The 16,875-nt window shown below is 52.4% G+C and carries 13 protein-coding genes; 4 read left to right on the top strand and 9 right to left on the bottom strand.

The window, feature by feature from the left end; all coding sequences use genetic code 11:
- Window positions 1-10 precede the first annotated feature (10 nt).
- Both M3G15_RS15190 and M3G15_RS15195 read right to left on the bottom strand, forming a co-directional pair.
- Window positions 11-643, bottom strand: coding sequence for a hypothetical protein (locus tag M3G15_RS15190; protein WP_260071405.1), 633 nt, complete (start codon window positions 641-643; stop codon window positions 11-13).
- Window positions 644-651: 8 nt separating this feature from the next.
- Entirely contained in the window at window positions 652-1,470 is an 819-nt protein-coding gene (locus M3G15_RS15195; RefSeq protein WP_260071406.1) for a VOC family protein, read from the bottom strand.
- 183 nt (window positions 1,471-1,653) lie between these two features.
- Between M3G15_RS15195 and M3G15_RS15200 the strand changes: the two genes are divergently transcribed.
- Both M3G15_RS15200 and murI read left to right on the top strand, forming a co-directional pair.
- Window positions 1,654-2,388, top strand: a complete 735-nt coding sequence (locus M3G15_RS15200) for an HD domain-containing protein (protein ID WP_260071407.1) — start codon at window positions 1,654-1,656, stop codon at window positions 2,386-2,388.
- On the top strand, window positions 2,369-3,151 hold the full coding sequence (gene murI / locus M3G15_RS15205; protein ID WP_009222879.1) for a glutamate racemase: 783 nt from the start codon (window positions 2,369-2,371) through the stop codon (window positions 3,149-3,151). Before M3G15_RS15200 ends, murI begins: the two co-directional genes overlap by 20 nt.
- An 84-nt stretch (window positions 3,152-3,235) precedes the next feature.
- Here the strand turns inward: murI and M3G15_RS15210 are convergent, their stop codons facing one another.
- The 3 genes from M3G15_RS15210 to M3G15_RS15220 all read right to left on the bottom strand — a co-directional run bounded on the left by M3G15_RS15210 (window position 3,236) and on the right by M3G15_RS15220 (window position 5,888).
- On the bottom strand, window positions 3,236-3,781 hold the full coding sequence (locus M3G15_RS15210; protein ID WP_009222878.1) for a GNAT family N-acetyltransferase: 546 nt from the start codon (window positions 3,779-3,781) through the stop codon (window positions 3,236-3,238).
- 206 nt (window positions 3,782-3,987) lie between these two features.
- On the bottom strand, window positions 3,988-4,830 hold the full coding sequence (locus tag M3G15_RS15215; RefSeq protein ID WP_009222876.1) for a Gfo/Idh/MocA family protein: 843 nt from the start codon (window positions 4,828-4,830) through the stop codon (window positions 3,988-3,990).
- Window positions 4,827-5,888, bottom strand: a complete 1,062-nt coding sequence (locus M3G15_RS15220; RefSeq protein ID WP_260071408.1) for a Gfo/Idh/MocA family protein — start codon at window positions 5,886-5,888, stop codon at window positions 4,827-4,829. The genes M3G15_RS15215 and M3G15_RS15220 overlap by 4 nt, the downstream gene beginning before the upstream one ends.
- 233 nt (window positions 5,889-6,121) lie before the next feature.
- Between M3G15_RS15220 and M3G15_RS15225 the strand changes: the two genes are divergently transcribed.
- The gene (locus M3G15_RS15225) at window positions 6,122-7,699 is read left to right on the top strand and encodes an FAD-dependent oxidoreductase (protein WP_260071409.1); all 1,578 of its coding nucleotides are present in this window, start codon (window positions 6,122-6,124) and stop codon (window positions 7,697-7,699) included.
- A 68-nt stretch (window positions 7,700-7,767) separates the two neighbouring features.
- On the opposite strand, the gene M3G15_RS15230 is transcribed toward M3G15_RS15225, so the two are convergent.
- The 4 genes from M3G15_RS15230 to M3G15_RS15245 all read right to left on the bottom strand — a co-directional run bounded on the left by M3G15_RS15230 (window position 7,768) and on the right by M3G15_RS15245 (window position 16,084).
- Window positions 7,768-12,504 carry an S-layer homology domain-containing protein gene (locus tag M3G15_RS15230; RefSeq protein ID WP_260071410.1) on the bottom strand — a complete coding sequence of 1,579 codons (4,737 nt, stop codon included), beginning with the start codon at window positions 12,502-12,504 and terminating at the stop codon, window positions 7,768-7,770.
- Between the two features lie 29 nt (window positions 12,505-12,533).
- The gene (locus M3G15_RS15235) at window positions 12,534-14,069 is read right to left on the bottom strand and encodes an extracellular solute-binding protein (RefSeq protein WP_260071411.1); all 1,536 of its coding nucleotides are present in this window, start codon (window positions 14,067-14,069) and stop codon (window positions 12,534-12,536) included.
- 106 nt (window positions 14,070-14,175) lie between these two features.
- The gene (locus M3G15_RS15240) at window positions 14,176-15,090 is read right to left on the bottom strand and encodes a carbohydrate ABC transporter permease (protein ID WP_260071412.1); all 915 of its coding nucleotides are present in this window, start codon (window positions 15,088-15,090) and stop codon (window positions 14,176-14,178) included.
- Window positions 15,091-15,109: 19 nt separating this feature from the next.
- Entirely contained in the window at window positions 15,110-16,084 is a 975-nt protein-coding gene (locus M3G15_RS15245) for an ABC transporter permease (RefSeq protein WP_260071413.1), read from the bottom strand.
- 326 nt (window positions 16,085-16,410) lie between these two features.
- Here M3G15_RS15245 and M3G15_RS15250 point away from each other — a divergent pair, with 326 nt between their 5' ends.
- A complete protein-coding gene (locus M3G15_RS15250) occupies window positions 16,411-16,740 on the top strand; it encodes a TIR domain-containing protein (protein WP_009222869.1) in 330 nt (109 codons plus the stop codon).
- Window positions 16,741-16,875 lie beyond the last annotated feature (135 nt).

Below are 16,875 nucleotides of genomic sequence, written 5' to 3' on the forward strand. Positions count from 1 at the left end.
AGGGCTCCCCTCATCGATCCTTAATGATCGTACATCTCAAGACATGAACTTCCTGATTGTCACGGATCAATGCATCGACATCATCGCTGGACTCCATATGGCCCTTCCCTTTATTTCTCGCAATTACGCCCAATACGGCCGTTTCATTTGGGTTCGCGGTAATGGACGTCATGGGATGGGTCATGGCACTATCATAATCGCTCTTGGGCATTTCCGCTTTGGAGCTGACCACGTTTCCTTTCTGCCGGAAAGCAATCGTCCAGACCTCGTCCCCGTTCCTCATGCCAAGGGTCGTTAAATACAAGCGAAAGGTGTCTTTGACCTGTTCCAGAGAAGTTTCCAGCCCGAGCAAGGATCCCACTTTCTCCCCATTCACATACTGATCAACCCAAAAATGAACCCGATCGGCTTGAACCTCACCTAAGTTCACGTCAAATATCAATGAACTATCCGATCCTGTCGCTTTCAGAATGGCATACTCTTCGTCGTCCATCGGCAGGGGTTCAATCTTGATGCCCTCGATTACCTTCTTTGGTAAATGGTTCTCTAGGTCAACCGTCTCCGAACGACTCCCTTCGCAACCCGAGAGGACCAAGGAAGCAACTAGAACACAAGCCAGGATGGGATAAAAATATTTTCTCATTCTACACCTCACAAACTACGGATATTAAATCGATTTCCGTCCGGATCATAGAAATGAAAACTTACTAATCCCTGGGTCAGATAGCCGCCGATCCCGGAGGTTTCGATTCCGCGTTGTTTTAAATATTGATGATACTTGAAAAAGTCTTGACGGTCCTGAATCCAGCACACCGGCTGAACCTGCCCGTCCACTTTGCCGACGTACGCCTCATCACTTTTTTGTTCAAGCACCCAAAGCGACTTCGCTTCGGAATGATTCAGCGGCAGCTCCATCACTGCGTAGCCGTCGGTCGGATGATGCTGGGTACATTTCATGCCCAGATGTTGTCCGTACCATTGAATCGCCTCGTTTAACCGGCTGACGCCTACCCTGGTCCAAGAGGGCGCTAAGTCGGAAGATGGCAACGTCAAATCCTCCTGCAGCGTTAACCGGATGCCTTCGGCGGTAGCCCATACATCAAAATATCGGGATTTGGGCCCAGCATATACGGCAGATACTCGCACGCCATCGGTGACAAAAGCTCGCCGCAGACGATCCAATTCCCGGGTTCGAAAGCAAACCCGAAGGTCGGCATCCACGGTCCCTCGTTCAGCATAGTGATGGGGGAGCCGGGTATCCGTAAGATAAGTCACCAGCCAGGTTCCAAGAGGCAACTGAATCATTTTACCTTGGGAACAGCGGGGATCCACCTTCCAGTTCTCTTGCCGAAGCACCTTCCAGCCAAAGTACTTCTCGAACCACTTCACCACTTGATCCTGATTATCCCACAACACATCGATCGTTTGCCCGTCAAAATAAAGCTCGGGGATCTCCTTGCCCGCTGCCATAGGGAGCCTCCTTCATTCATTCATACAGAACTTTCCAATCCTATTATCGCTGAACCTGTCCGCAGGATAAAGGTAAATATTTGCACTTTGCGCCGCTTCCTTCTGAATCTTTCGTTCATATAATGCGACTGGGACTCACAAACAAGTTTAAAGAATGGCGATTTTGCGGTAAGATGGTATTCGATGTTTCTAGGAACTAGGGATTGGAAAGGAACGGTGCAGATGGATCGGCAGCAAATCATCGAACAAGCCGAGCACTTTGTGCAAAACGTGCACAGCGGGGACGGGAGTGGCCACGACTGGTGGCATATCCATCGGGTGCGGAATATGGCCTTGGCCATCGCCCGCAAGGAGCAGGCGGATTTGTTCGTATGCGAGCTGGCGGCCCTGCTGCACGACGTCGCCGACGAGAAGCTGAATCCGTCCAAGGAAGCGGGATTGCATCGGGTTTGCAGCTGGTTGGAAGCACATATCGAGGATCCATCCGTCATCAGCGAAGTCATGGAGATTATTTCGACCATGTCATATAATGGCGGCAAAAATCCCCCTATGGCGACGCTCAACGGACAAATCGTTCAGGATGCCGACCGGCTGGATGCCATGGGAGCGATCGGCATTGCCAGAACATTTGCTTATGGGGGCTCCAGAGGCAGATCCATGCATGAACCGGGGCAGGATTTCTCCGATTTGGATTACCGCAGCCATGAGAAAACGACGATTTATCATTTCTACGAAAAGCTATTAAAGTTAAAAGATTTGATGAATACCCGGCATGCCCGGAAGCTGGCCGAATCACGGCATGAATTTATGCTGCGTTTCTTGGAGCAGTTTTACCGGGAATGGGATGCCGCTGACGAACATCAGGATGAACAAACCACAACAAATTCAGGTGATATGAGTGAGAATCGCATTTTTTGACTCAGGGATCGGCGGCTTGACCGTGTTAACGGAGGCGATGAGGAAGCTGCCGAACGAGGATTTTCTTTATTTTGCCGATACGCTCCACGTGCCTTACGGGACCAAAACGCTGCCCGAAGTGAAACGGTACGTCGAGGAATCGGTAAGTCTTATCATGCAGGGCGACATTAAAGCCTTGGTCGTGGCCTGCAATACCGCAACGAGCGCCGCCATCGAGGAACTTCGCCGTACGTACGACATCCCGATTGTCGGCATGGAGCCGGCCGTGAAGCCGGCCGTGAAACGAAGCCAAGCCGCCGGCAAACGGGTCTTGGTTTTTGCGACCTCGTTGACGTTAAGCCTTTCGAAATACACTGACCTGGTGGCCCGGGTGGACGACCACAAGGTGGTGGATTCGATGCCGCTGCCGGAGTTGGTGCAATATTGCGAACAACTGCAGTTCGATCGGGACGAAATCGAGCGTTATTTCAGCCGCAAGCTCGCGGGGATCGATTTGTCGCAATACAGCACGATTGTGCTGGGATGCACGCATTTTCCTTATTACAAAAGCATCCTGCAGCAAATCCTGCCGCCCCATATTGAGCTGATCGACGGCAGCCATGGCACGGTAGAGCGGCTGTGTTCGCTGATTGGCAGCTCGGCCAATCCCGGTCAAGCTTTTAAAGGGCATATCGAGTTCAAATGCTCCGACGAAAACCCGGCTTATCTGGACAAAATGGCCCGGGCGCTGGATTACCTGCAAACGCAATATTCTGCTCAATAATGCGCGGTAACGTATAAAAGCCTTGTCCCGGCGGTGAAATCGCTTAGGACAGGGCTTTTTTAGCTGCGCGGGCATGGGGTTTAATTACTCCATCTCCTCATTGAGCAGAACCATATGAATATGATCTTCCCACTTCCCGTTAATTTGCAGGTACTTTTTCGAGATTCCTTCATTTTGAAAACCTAACTTCTGCACCACGCGAAGCGATGCGTGATTTCTTGGCATGATGTTTGCCTCAATCCGATGCAAGTGCAACTCGCGGAACGCATGGCCAACCACCGCCTCGACGGCTTCCGTCATCAGTCCCTTTCCTTGCTCCTGCTCATCGATTCGATACCCCATGTGGCAGGACTGGAACGCCCCTCTGACAATATTGCTGAGCGCCACCGAACCTATAATCCGGCCATCTTGGAATAGCCAGAATTTCCGGAGCAAACCTTGCTCCATCTTCTCGGCTTCGTCCCGCAGGATTTCCTGTTGAACGGAGTAAGTGTAGAAATCTTCCGTCCTTAGCGGTTCCCACGCCTTAAGGAAGTCTTTATTCCGAACGACAAACGCCAAGACCTGATCCGTATAGGTGTCATCGATGATTTTAAGCGTCATGCGTTTCGTGGTGATTTCATTTTTCATAGATAATCCTCACTTTTCTTATACCTCAATCTATGATTCCGAAATCTTGGTACTGCAAGTTTTCCTCATAGTTCCTCCCGCAAGTGAGCTTTGGGATTGAACGCTTCCATCATTATACATTCTTATCTCGGAAGATCACTAGCCTCTGATTCAATCATCTAAAAACCCACCTTCAGGCGAAGGTGGGTCGTGTCAATCAATTATGATTAGGAGGATGGCAAATCCAACCATATCCCTGGTGTTTCCGCCGCCTTCAATCCGTACTCGATTACGGTGATCACGGCTACAGTTTCGGCCGGGTCAACTGCGGGCTCGCCGGTTTCAAAGAAGGTCACCAGGTTCCGGATAAACGGATCAAAGAAATTGGAGGCCGCCGTGGCTTGCTTAAAGGTTCCATTATCGTATTTGATGCCAAGGGTAAAAGGACAATTGTCCCCCAAATGGTGGATCGATGCTTGGCGGCCTTCCCCGAAGTCGATGAGAAGCGCGGGGGAATCCGGCGTTCCGGTGTACATGACGCGCTTGGGATCGGCCCCCATCAGACGGATGATCGGCTCGATTTGATGAATCGAATAGTTGTCGAATGCGCCGGGCCCCCAGCTGCAAATCGTTTGAATCCCTGCCTTGTCAATCTCCGCATATTCGCTGGCAAAACGGAGGGCAGACGTCGAATACATCGGCGTTCCGTGCTGCGCGGCCAGGTCGAAGAGGCGTACCGCCGTCTCCCGGTCCGGAGCAAACGTCTTATCGATGTAGGTCGGCTTGCCCGACTGCAACGGAAGCTGCGACAATTCCTCATGGAACTCCGGATTGTCGGGAGATAACACGATCAAGTAATCGCTCCGCTCCACGACGTCTTGAATGGACGGCAGTAATTCGATGCCGTGCTCCTTGCACCACGCCTCGTTTGTGAGTCCGTTCTCCTTGTCTCTTTTCCCATAAGCATACGTTACCTTCATGGCGCCATCGGAAGCCTGCTCGATCCACCCGGGATATTTGTTGGCATGGAACTGGTCGAGGTGCAGGTCGATAAACCCGATTTTTTTCATGAGAGCGCGATTTCCTCCCCTTTGTCGGACGAGTCATAAATCGCCTGAATGATGCGGGAGGACAGGATGACGGTGTCGATATGCGAAGGCTGCTTCTCCCCCGTTTGGATGCACTCCAGGAACCCGTCGATTTCCTGCTGATACATATTGCCGGAGATAAATTTTGGCGTCGTCTCGGTCAAAGCACCGTCTTTCGCCGTATAGAAGGTAAAGTCCCCGCCGTAGTTCAACCGAATGCCACCTTTGTCGCCCAGGAAGTCGATAAACATCTCCTCGACTCCGATGTTCTGCGCCCAAGCTCCGTTCAAGGAGATCGTTGGGCCTTCGGTGCGGATCAGCGCGGTTACGAAGTCGTCGACATCATAGGTGCCGTTATAGTCCGGCGGTCCTGCCCACATTTTGAGATACGTATAGTTTTCCATATCTTTCCCCAGTTTGGAGTAGGCTTGACCGGTGACGGTCTTTGGCTTGGGATCGCCCGCACAGTACATGACGATGTCGATAAAATGAACGCCCCAGTCGATCAGCGCGCCGCCGCCGGCGATCGCCTTCGTTGTAAAAGCCCCGCCTAAGCCCGGAATCGATCGGTGTGCGCGGAAGCTGGCGTACACATGATACAACTCGCCAAGCTCGCCGTTTTGAATCATTTGTTTGATGCGGTTGACGCTTTCGTTGTACCGGTTAACCACCCCGATATTCAACACTTTGCCCGTCTCATGCTGAACCTTCTGCATTTCCAGAGCTTCTTCGTAAGTCCGCGCTGCCGGTTTCTCGCACAGGACATGCTTGCCCGCACGCAGGCAATCAATGGCGATCGTAGCGTGCGAAGCATTTGGCGTACAGATGGATACGGCATCCACCTCCGGATCTTCAACAATCTGCCGGTAATCCGTGATCGCCTGGCCGCATTCGTATTTGGTGACAGCCGCCTCTGCACGTTCCTTCAGGATGTCACAGAAATACTTGATTTCTACATGCTTGTGATTCAGGTAAGACGGGATGTGGGCGTGGTTTGCAATCGTGCCGCAGCCAATCACGGCAATGGTGATTTTGTTCATCAGCTTCCCTCCTGCTAACGTGAAATCGTCGGATCAAGATAAGTCTATGATGATTCCTAGCATACCAGATCAGAAGCAAATTGGAATAAGCCGGAAGGCGAAACCACATCAAATTACCATAAAAGGTCACCCGCTTCCCGTACCGTTCTCCTGCCCAACCATCTACAATGAATGCAATCACGGGCAACCTGTCGTCAAACGTTTAATCTCAAAACAAAAGGAGAATTGAAGCGATGAAACGCGAAATGAAGGCGGATATCGTCATCCTTGGGGGCGGCACCGGAGGAACCGCCGCAGCCCTGGCCGCGGCAGCTTCGGGCAAAACCGTCATGATGACGGAGGAGACGCTTTGGATCGGCGGGCAGCTGACCAGTCAGGCCGTACCGCCGGATGAGCACCCCTGGATTGAGCATTTTGGTTGTACAAGAACTTACCGGAGATTCCGCGAAGGCGTACGCCAGTACTATCGAGAGCATTATCCGTTAACGCCGGCTGCCAGAACCCTACCCGAATTAAATCCCGGCGGCGGTATCGTCAGCCGGATTAGTCATGATCCCCGCGTTGGCCTGGCCGTGCTGCAACAGATGCTGGCTCCGTACATTCACAGCGGCGGGCTGACGATTCTGCACCGCTATCGAGTCCAACAAGCTGAAACCGATGGAGATGCCGTCCGCAGCGTGACGGTGCGTCATCTTGACACCGGGGATGAACTGGTGCTGGAGGCGCCGTTTTTTATCGATGCCACCGAACTTGGGGATTTGCTTCCGCTCGCAGGGATCGAATATGTAACCGGGGCCGAATCGAAAGCACAAACCGGCGAGCCTCATGCGGTCGATGGAGATCCCGCACCGCAGGACATCCAAAGCTTTACGTATTGCTTTGCCGTAGATTATGCAGAAGGGGAAGAACATCTCATCGACAAACCTGAGATGTACGAATTCTGGAGGCAATACCGAGCCGACTTCTGGCCGGATCGGCTGTTAAGCTTAACCGGCGTGAGGCCAGCCACAAACGAGCCGGTTGAATATGAGGTTTTTCCGGGTTATGGAGGCAAGTTCCCGCTGTTTCAATACCGGCAAATCCTCGATCCCACCCATTTCGACAGCCGCTTCGGCTTTCGTCCGATCTCCCTGATCAACTGGCCGCAGAACGACTATTGGCTCGGCTCCATTATCGACGTCCCGGAGGAGGAAGCCGCGCGTCATCTCCATCAAGCTAAGCAGCTAAGCCTGTCGCTGTTGTATTGGCTGCAGACTGAAGCTCCTCGGCCGGACGGCGGGCAAGGCTACCCTGGTTTGCGCCTGCGCCGCGACGTCGTCGGAACGGAGGACGGGCTGGCGATGGCTCCGTATATCCGCGAGTCGAGACGAATTCAAGCGGAGTTTACGGTGCTGGAGCAGCATGTCGCCACGGCCTCCCGTCCAGACGGTGCAGCCGAGTGGTTCCCGGATTCCGTTGGGGTCGGATGTTACCGCATCGATCTGCATCCGAGCACGGGCAACCGGCCGTACATTGATATCTCTTCCTTGCCCTTTCAAATTCCGCTGGGCAGCTTGATCCCGAAACGGGTCAAAAACGTGCTGGCAGCCGGTAAAAACATCGGGGTCACCCATATCACCAACGGCTGTTACCGGCTCCATCCCGTGGAATGGAACATCGGCGAAGCTGCAGGAATGTGCGCCAGCTTCTGCTTGGATCGCAACCTCTTCCCAACGGACGTTCGCAATCATGATGAAACCTTATCCGACTTTCAACAGCGCCTCCTCAGCCAAGGCGTTGAATTACAGTGGCCCAAGCTGCGCCCAGTTTGATATTTCAAGGAAAAAAGAATGCCAGCCAGCGGATGAAGCCTTCCGCAGGCTGGCATTTTGCGTTCCATTTACGGATTGATCAGCCCCGCCATCCGCAACATTCGGGCAAGCACCGTCGCTGCTTCTGCACGGGTAGACGATGCTTCGGGGGCAAAATCGCCATCCCCGCGCCCTTTCATTAAGCCCGATTCCACGGCGATAGCTGCGGCTTCTTTAGCCCAAGCTCCAATTTGGCTGCGATCCTCGAATCCAGCCAGCGTGGAACTCGGGTTTCCAAGAGGAACCTCGGCTCCTGCCAGCTTCAACGCACGAACCAGCAGCACACTCATCTGTTGACGCGTAATTTGCTCGTTCGGACGGAACTCTCCGCCGGCAAAACCTTCAATTAACCCGTGTTCTACCGCCGTCGATACCGCACTCGCATACCACGCACCCGGGTTTACATCGGTGAAGCCCCCGCTCGGATTCGGCTGCTGTCCTGTCAAACCGAGGGCACGGACAAGCATCGCCGTAAATTGGGTTCTCGTAATCGGTGCATTGGGGCTGAATTCCGTATCGGAGGTGCCTTGGATGACCGTTTTGGAGGCTAACATCCCTACCTCGTCAGCCGCCCAGTGGCCGTTCAGATCCGTAAAGGTCTTCCGGTGCGCGATCGCCGCATAAATGCCGCTTGCCTTCAACCGGAACGTGATCTGGGCCTTACCGCCTTCCTCCTTGATCACCGCAGGCACAAACGTGTAGCTGCCCAAAGAAGGCTGCAGAAGAAGAACGGTGGTCGTACCGGCAGAGACGGAACCTGACAGCGGTGCAGCCGTAAACTTGGCATTGGCTCCCTTAAAGGCTGGCAGTTCAGTTAAGGTGTCGCCTTGCTCCCAAAAGAAGGACACCTCCAGCAGCGATCCAAGCGGTGCAGCCTGATCCGGCAACAAGCGGTGAAGCTCTTCTTCCTGCGCTTTCGCAGGTAGACTGAGGCGAATATGCAAGCTGTCCGCAGATCCCCGCAGTTGCAGAGACTCGCTTAACGCCTGAACCGGCAGCTCCAGCCTGCCTACTAACGGCGACTCCAGCAGGATAACGCCATTTGGCAACTCCTTCACCGCTGCCTCCAATCCCGCGGTTGGCAAGTGCAGGGTGAGGACGTCGGCGGATTCAGTGAAGCTGTATTGAAGCTGCTGCGATTGGGCCGGTTTCGTTTGAAGACTTTTGACCTCCTCAAGCATCCGCGACAATTCGGCCTTAGCGTCTACGAGATGCTGTCCATTCTCCGCCGTAGTCTTCACAACGTCCAGCCGCTCCGGCTTCACCGGCTGGGTTGGCGTCGTACCGCTGCTGCTGCCGCCCGACGATCCCGGCTGGCCAGGATTGGAGCCGCCATCCCCGGTGGATGTGCGAATGATCTGCACGGTCTGGCTATTCGTTTTCAGATCATCCACATATACATCCACTTGGACGAAATTGATCCCTGGCGATAACGGGACGTTTGCTGAGAAAGTTCCGGTCGGGGTAACGGACGCGGACTCCCCATTTACTTTCACGGAAGGCGTTCCTGGGCCAAGCACCTCAACCGTGCCTTCCAACGGATAATGGCTGTCCCGTGTTTCTCGCAACGCATCATCCATCAGGCCGCTTAAGACGGCGGAACGAACCTGATCGCCAACCTCATAAGCGTTGGCCACAAGTTGCCGATTGGTTCTAACTCCCGATGGATCAATGGTCGAGATGACGAAGCCGCCTGGCGGAATGACGCTGTTATTCTCCTCCGGCGCTCCCCAACTCCAATTGATCGCTTGATTGCGGTTGGCCACGCGGGTGACGACGCCCGTATCATCCACAACCACCTCAACGCCAAAATGATTCGTTCCCGTTGTCGTTCCAAACGCGTCCGTCAGCACATTAATGTTACCTTCCACCCGGTTCACGTTGTAATAATGGCCTTCGAGGAACGTATCAGGACGATCCGGCAAGCTCATGCCCAGTTGGTAATCCTTCACCCATTCGCGGTCCTCCAGCGACGCCTTGGCAATCGCCCAGTTAATTTGGGAAGCGTCGAACAGCATGAGTCCGTTTGTCGTTCTCAGGCCCGCCTGGAACACCTCCCGCTGAACGGCTGGAAGCTGTACATTGTTTAGGGCAATCCCCGCATACAGTGGAATCTCGCCATTCGTCACGATGTTCCCAAGGGTAATGTACTTCTGAATCTCCTGACTGGTCGTCTGATAAGCGCCAATCATCAGAAAATCTAGATATTCGATGTACCCGGTATCGTAATACTCCGGTGTATAAATCGACTCAACCGGCAAGCCCAGGGAAGGATGGATACGGAAATTTTTGCTCGCCCAGTTCACCCCGTTGAGATAATACGTCTCATACCAGGAACCGACGTAGGAAGACACCTTGATCGTTCTTCCCGACCCAGCCTCGTAGGAATCCACCAGCGACTTCACTTCGCCAAAAAAGCTCTGGATCACACCTGACCGGAACTCCCACCAATCTTGGATGAGCGGGCCATCCACTCTGACGTTATTTTCATAATAAAAAATGTCATTGGGCCAGTCGTTCAGCTGCTTGCCGCGCTGGAGCAAGAACTGCTCAAACTTGACCCGCGTTTCCTCGCTGAAATCTGCACCTTCATTGTCGTAGCGTCCACGGTCATGTACGACGCCATCCACGTCATAATTTTTGAGAATCTCTTCAAAAGTCTTCAGCTCGAACTCGCGCACCTCATCGTTTGCCGGATTGACGAAGGCGACCAAGCCCTGCTTCGCGCTTTCCCGCAGCCGTTTGATTTCACCGTTGTTTTCCGCGTAGTGCACGCGCTCTTCCCAGTCCAGGTGATCATTCAGCACGGCGTACTCGTTATAGGCGATAGACCCTTCGGCAAATACGTTAACCACCGCATGGATTTCCAACCCTAAATCATGGCCATGATCGATGAATTCCTGCAGCAGATCCAAGTCCGGATTGGCTCCTGCTCTTCCGGGAGCTTGAAGTTCGCTGACGTAGGGCCTTCCGGTCAAGTCATTTTTCTTGTACGAGACATAGCCTTCTACGCCCTTCACATCCAAGGCGATGGAGGTGACTCCGCTATCCTTGGCCTTTTGAAGAAAAGCGCGCACCTGCTCGCTGGTTTGAAACTTTTTCGCATTGGAGGCCTGATCGACCCATAAAATGACTTCTTTGTCCGAGGCAAGATGATCCCGGGCAAACACCGCCAGATCCCGACGGTCCTGCTCGATCTCGTTTTTTAATACCCTCATTTCGATATAGTTGGTGCCTTTCGTTAAAGGGTAAGAATAGCTAAAGGATCCATCCGCCTCAAAAGGAACGGAAGTCCCATTCACCAGCAGCTGGATGGCCGCCGGATCGTCGATATTCTCGATGATCCCCGACAGGATCGTGTGGTCCTCCGTCACCGTATACATCCGCTGATTGTTTACCTTGAGACGGGCGATCGGGCCATTCCCGCTCATCAGATCCCGGACGGATACGACTTCTCCGTTCTTGCGAAGCTTGATGATGTCTCCCACTTTGAAATTTTCTGCGAGGAAACGCTTGATGTAATTGCCAGCATAACTGTCGTCCTGCGCCATCAGTACATAACCTTCCTCCGGAATTTCAAGGAGGGTCGGCCCGGTCCATACGGGAGGCTGACCGTTAATTGAAGGGTTAATCACCTGCAAAACCCGGTTGTTAGCATCGACCTGTACGGCCACATTGAACTGTGGAATTTCGATCGATTCGCCGTAATCTCTAGTAAACAACGCAACGATATTGGGCACGCCAGTCACGTCTTTATCCACGTAATCGATCTTGATCCGCGGTCCATCAATGTCGATGGAGATATCTTTGGGTGCGGCTTCAACTTCGATATAGTCCTGATTCTCCGACGGCTCATACATAATCGTCAATATCTCCCTTTCCAATTCCTCCCCGGCCTGAAGTAAGATGACCGTTACTGCGTTCGCTCCCGCACTTAAATACACATTTTCACGAAAAACCCCATCCGCTGATAACTCGACCTGGTCCCCATTTACCGTAACGCCAAGCTCCAGCTGCTCATCATAATTCGCCACAAACCCGGCAACTTCGATGACAGGAATGTCCACGATCGTCTGGTCTTCCGTTAACAGCATGAGCTCGGGAAGCGCTGGCTCCGGATCGGGATCCGGTTCAGGATCAGGTTCCGGTTCGGCGGCAGGTGGAGGCTCTGGAGCAGGTTCCGGGTCCGGATCAGGCGTTGCCGGAATAAAATCCGCCGCGGTCACTTCCACCCCCGCACGCATCAGCTTCACCTGATCCCCGAGGTGATACTCCTGAAAGAGCGCCGGTCGATATGCCGACTCGTCCCAAGAGCTCTTCCCTCCAGCCAGCACGAGGTATCCCCCTTCCGGAATCGGGAGCATTCGCTCCGCATCCCATGTTGTGGGAGGATCATCTAGGGGACCAACGACTTCCTGCACGATCCCTTCGGCATCAACGGTGACGGCCACTTGCCCTTCCGCAACCCGTACCTCCGACACAGGCTCATACGCGGCATCGGTTACGGTCGCCCCGCTCGTGAACAAGGCAAGGTAATCGGTCTTTTCCTCCAGCGAGGCACCCGCTGCGTTAATGTCCGTGAATTCAAGCGAAATACCGCCTTCTTCTTTTACAAACTGAACCGGTTCCCCTGAAGTCTCTTCCGCCCTCGGAAGTTCCTCCGTACCTGCGGCCGAGGAGGCGATGGGCATCCCTGGCCAGAACAACGCCGCCAGTAAAGTGAGACAAATCACCCCGGCCATTCGCCTCTGCAACATACGTTTCATCCAGATGCCTCCTTTTATCCGAGGATGGCTTATTTCGTTGACTGGAACCATTCGTTCGCCGCAGCAACCATGTCGGCTCCGCCTTCCGCTCTCCATTGCGCCAGGAATTGGTCGTATTGCTCAATCGGCTTCGCACCGGAAATAAACTGCAGCACATTATCATCTAGCATGGTCGTCAGCTTCAGCAGATTTTTGGACACGGCTTCAATTGGCGGCGCGGTAGACATCGGGTCTACGACAACCAGACCTTCCGCATTTTTCTGGAACGCTTCAAAATGTGCCTGAAGCACCGGATCCTTCCGCACGCGGGCTTGCCAGTAGATCGGATATTTCTCTTCGTCCACGCCGGTCAGGAAGTTGCTCGCATTGTTTAACTGTTCATTAAAGATCGGGAGAATCGGGTAATATTTGTCGTCCTTCACTTCATAATGAACCCCTTCTTGACCAAGCGCGATCCCTTTGAAAGTCTCCGGCTCCAGCTTCGCATTCAGGAAATCCATCGCCGCTTCTTTATGCTTGGAGGATTTCAGAATGCCGATGTACCACGTCACATTTGCTTTTGCGCCAACGACAGCTTTTCCGTCCGGTCCTTTCAGATAAGGAACGATCGACGTCTTGGCCTCAGGGAAGTTCTTCTGCAACGCCGCGATCGCAGATCCCGCATTCCACCACGCCAACTTATACATCGCTGCTTTGCCGCCGGAAAACTTCTCGATCGATTCCTGAGCGGTATTCAGCGGTGTTTCGGTGTCCAATAATCCTTCCTTATACAATTTGTTCATGAAGGTAATGTATTCTTTCATCTCCGGCTGTTCCGCCCGGTGCACCAGCTTGCCGTCGACTTCCTTCCAATCGGTAAGCACGCCAAAGGTGGCCGCAATATCGCCGTAAATGGAGTCCTTGCTCATCGTCAGCGGGATGACATTTTTCTTCTCCTTGATCGTCTTGAGCACCGTGTAGAGTTCATCGCGGTTCGTTGGGATGGACAAGCCCAGCTCATCCAGCCAATCCTGGCGAACGACCAGCTCTTCACCGATGCTCACGCCCGCACCAGTTTCGGGAATCCCGTAAATCTTCCCGTTGATCGTGGCGCTGGCGAAAGACTCGGGCTTGATCGACTGTGTAATATAGTTCCCATGGGCCTCCAGCAGCTCATCCATCGGCTCGAGCGCCCCCGCCGAAGCCAGATTGTAGAACTGGGCGGCATTCAGCTTGGCGATGTCATAATTTTCTTTACTGGATACCATCAAGTTCAGCTTCTCATCGGCGTTCTCCGCCGGCAGCAATTCGTATTCCACATGAAACCCGGTTCGTTCCTCGATGTATTTCGCCACGTATTCGGTCTTCGGATCAAACAACCCGTATTGCATGATCATCCGCAAATCCGGTTTGTCTGTGCTTCCCCCGCTGTTATTTCCTTCTGTTGATGCGTTGGTCGTCCCCCCCGAAGGCTCAGTCGCATCAGGCTCTGACGTTCCTCCTCCGCCGCCGCAACCGGACAGCACCAGGGCAAAGCCAAAGATGGCGGTAAGTACCACTGACGTTTTTTTCATTTTTAAATTCATATATACCCTCCTTCAAATCGGTTGATTTTGGGTTTCTACTGGGGTTCTACTGCAAGCGGAGCACATCACCTCCCTTCAGATGCAGCCTTAACCGATCCATGCCGCCTCAGCCTTTCACTGAACCAACCAGCACGCCTTTAACGAAGTATTTTTGCAAGAAAGGATACACGAGCAGAATCGGAATGGTCGCCAGCAAAATGGAAGAAGCTTGGATCGACTGCGGGGTAGTGTTAATGGCCGCATCGATGTTATCTTTCAGGAAGTCCCCGCTGGAGGAGACGAGCAGCTCCTTCAAATACAGCTGCATCGGCTTAATGGCCGGATCGCTGATGTAGATCATGGCGGTGAAGTAGTCGTTCCAGAACGCCACGGCAAAAAACAATCCAATCGTAGCAAGCACCGGCAGCGACAAGGGGAGCATGACCGACATGAGAATCCGGATATTCCCCGCCCCGTCCAGTTTGGCCGATTCCTCCAGTTCTTCCGGAAGGCCTTCAAAGTAGTTTTTAATAATCAGCATGTTGTAGACGTTTACCATCGCCGGGAGGAATAAGACGGGAAAGGAATTGACCAGGTTCAGGTTCTGCATCAGCAGGTAGGTGGGAATTAACCCGCCGCTGAACAACATGGTAAAAACGAAAATCAACAAGATCCCTTTTCGTCCGCGCAGCCGTACTTTAGACAAGGGATAAGCCGTGAGCGTCGTCAGAAACAAACTGCATGTTGTCCCGATCACCGTCAGGGCGACGGACACCTTGAGCGAATTGAGAAACATGGAGTCTTGAAGCACATAGTGATATGTCTCAAATTGAAGCCCTACCGGCAGCAACCCCACTCTTCCTGAGATCACGGCGCTTTCGCTGCTTAAGGACTTGGCAAGCAAATTGACGAACGGAAGCAAGGTCGTCAGGCCCAACAGAATAAAGAAAACGTAATTAAAAACGGTAAAACATTTTTCGGAAAACGAGGTTTTAATCACACCGCGCGGCTGCAATCCTTCTAAGGCCTGTTTATGATCCATGTCATGGGCTCCCCCTTTCCTACCAAATCCCGCGCTGCAGATATTTGCGGCTGGCTGCGTTCCCTGCAATGACCAGCGTGAAGGAGATCACTGCCTCAAACAGCCCTACCGCCGTGGAAAAGCTGTAATCCTGACTGCCCAGCCCTCGGCGGTACACATACGTGCCGATGACATCTGACACCTGATAGACCACAGGATTGTACATCACCAAGATCTGTTCCGTTCCGGCTTCCAGCACGCTGCCGAGCCGCAAGATAAACATCAGGATGATGACCGGCGCGATCCCCGGCAGGGTAATATGCCACAGTTGCTTCCATCTGCCGGCTCCATCCATCCTTGCGGCTTCATAGAGCATCGGATCGATGGTGGTGAACGCCGCCAGATAGACGATCGTACTCCAGCCGGTTTCCTTCCAGCCCGCCGAAGTGATCAGGACGCTGCGAAACACGCTGTTGTCCAGAAAGAAAGCGATCGGTTCCATCCCCATCGCAGTTAGCGCCTTGTTGACAATCCCTCCGTTCGTCGATAGTAAATCCATAAACAACCCGCCAACGATCACCCAAGACAGGAAATGAGGCAGATAGATCACGGTTTGCACCGTCCGCTTGAAGATCATATTTCGCATCTCATTGAGCATCAGAGCAACCACGATAGGTAATGGAAACAAGATGACAATCTTCAGAAAGCTGATGATGACCGTATTTCTGAATACTTGGGCAAAATCCGGCGACGTAAACAGCCGCTCGAAATGCTTCCACCCCACCCAAGGGCTGTCTGCAAAACCGCTGAAAATATTAAAATCCTTGAAGGCGATCGTAATTCCGTACATTGGTGTATACTTAAACAGCAAAATAAACAAAATGCCCGGCACGAGCATGAGATAGAGATCCCATTCCTTCCGGATGTCAAGTCCTAACCGCCTCCAATAGCTTCGCTTCACTTGAGGTGTTTTGGTTTGGGTCGATTCCACCCCGGCTCTGGTCTTTACTTGCATCCGCTTGCCCCCTTTCGCTCTCCATCGTCCACTTGTGACCATCTTGTGAACATATTGTAAAATCCGACCGGCGGGCTGAGTAGGAGAGTTCAATTACTATTTGTGGTAAAATGATGGCTTCTGAGTCTTTCATGGGCAAAAAAAAAGAAGCCTTGCGGCTTCCATTAGTGTGGAGCATATATTTAATTTCACGGTTTGGCCTAGGTTATACATAATAGCCTCGTAAAGAAAATCTAGTATTTGATTCGCTCATCGGATTTGTAAGTGAAAGCAGTAAAAGTCAGTAACTCGAATTCCGAAAGAATATTATGAATAAGGGGACCTGTATGAACGATTTTTCGCAACATAATAAACCAATCGTAGTGACTTTATGTGGTTCAACAAAGTTCAAAAAACAATTCCGTGAGGCAGAAGCTAATTTGACCCTAAAAGGCAGAATTGTACTTAGTCTTGGTTTTTTCGAGCAAAGCGATAATATCGAAGTAACCGAAGAACAAGTTAAACTCTTTGAATATCTTCACTATCACAAAATCGATATGTCAGACGAAATCTTCGTGATCAATGTCAATGGATACATTGGTGAAAGCACAAGAAGAGAAATTGATTATGCTACCCAACAGGGCAAAGAAGTAATCTATCTTGAGCCAATTACATAAAGTAAACCTATGAACTTCAAAATCTGAATCGGTCTACTTAGGGTGAATTATTATCTATGACGTAACGTAAGAGTTAAGCACACTTGTCAGCTGTTTCTGCCCAGCGTCGGCATGCTCCGTGCGTGTTCATGTCTC

The organism is Paenibacillus sp. p3-SID1389 (genome assembly GCF_025151705.1).
GTDB lineage: Bacteria > Bacillota > Bacilli > Paenibacillales > Paenibacillaceae > Fontibacillus > Fontibacillus phoenicis.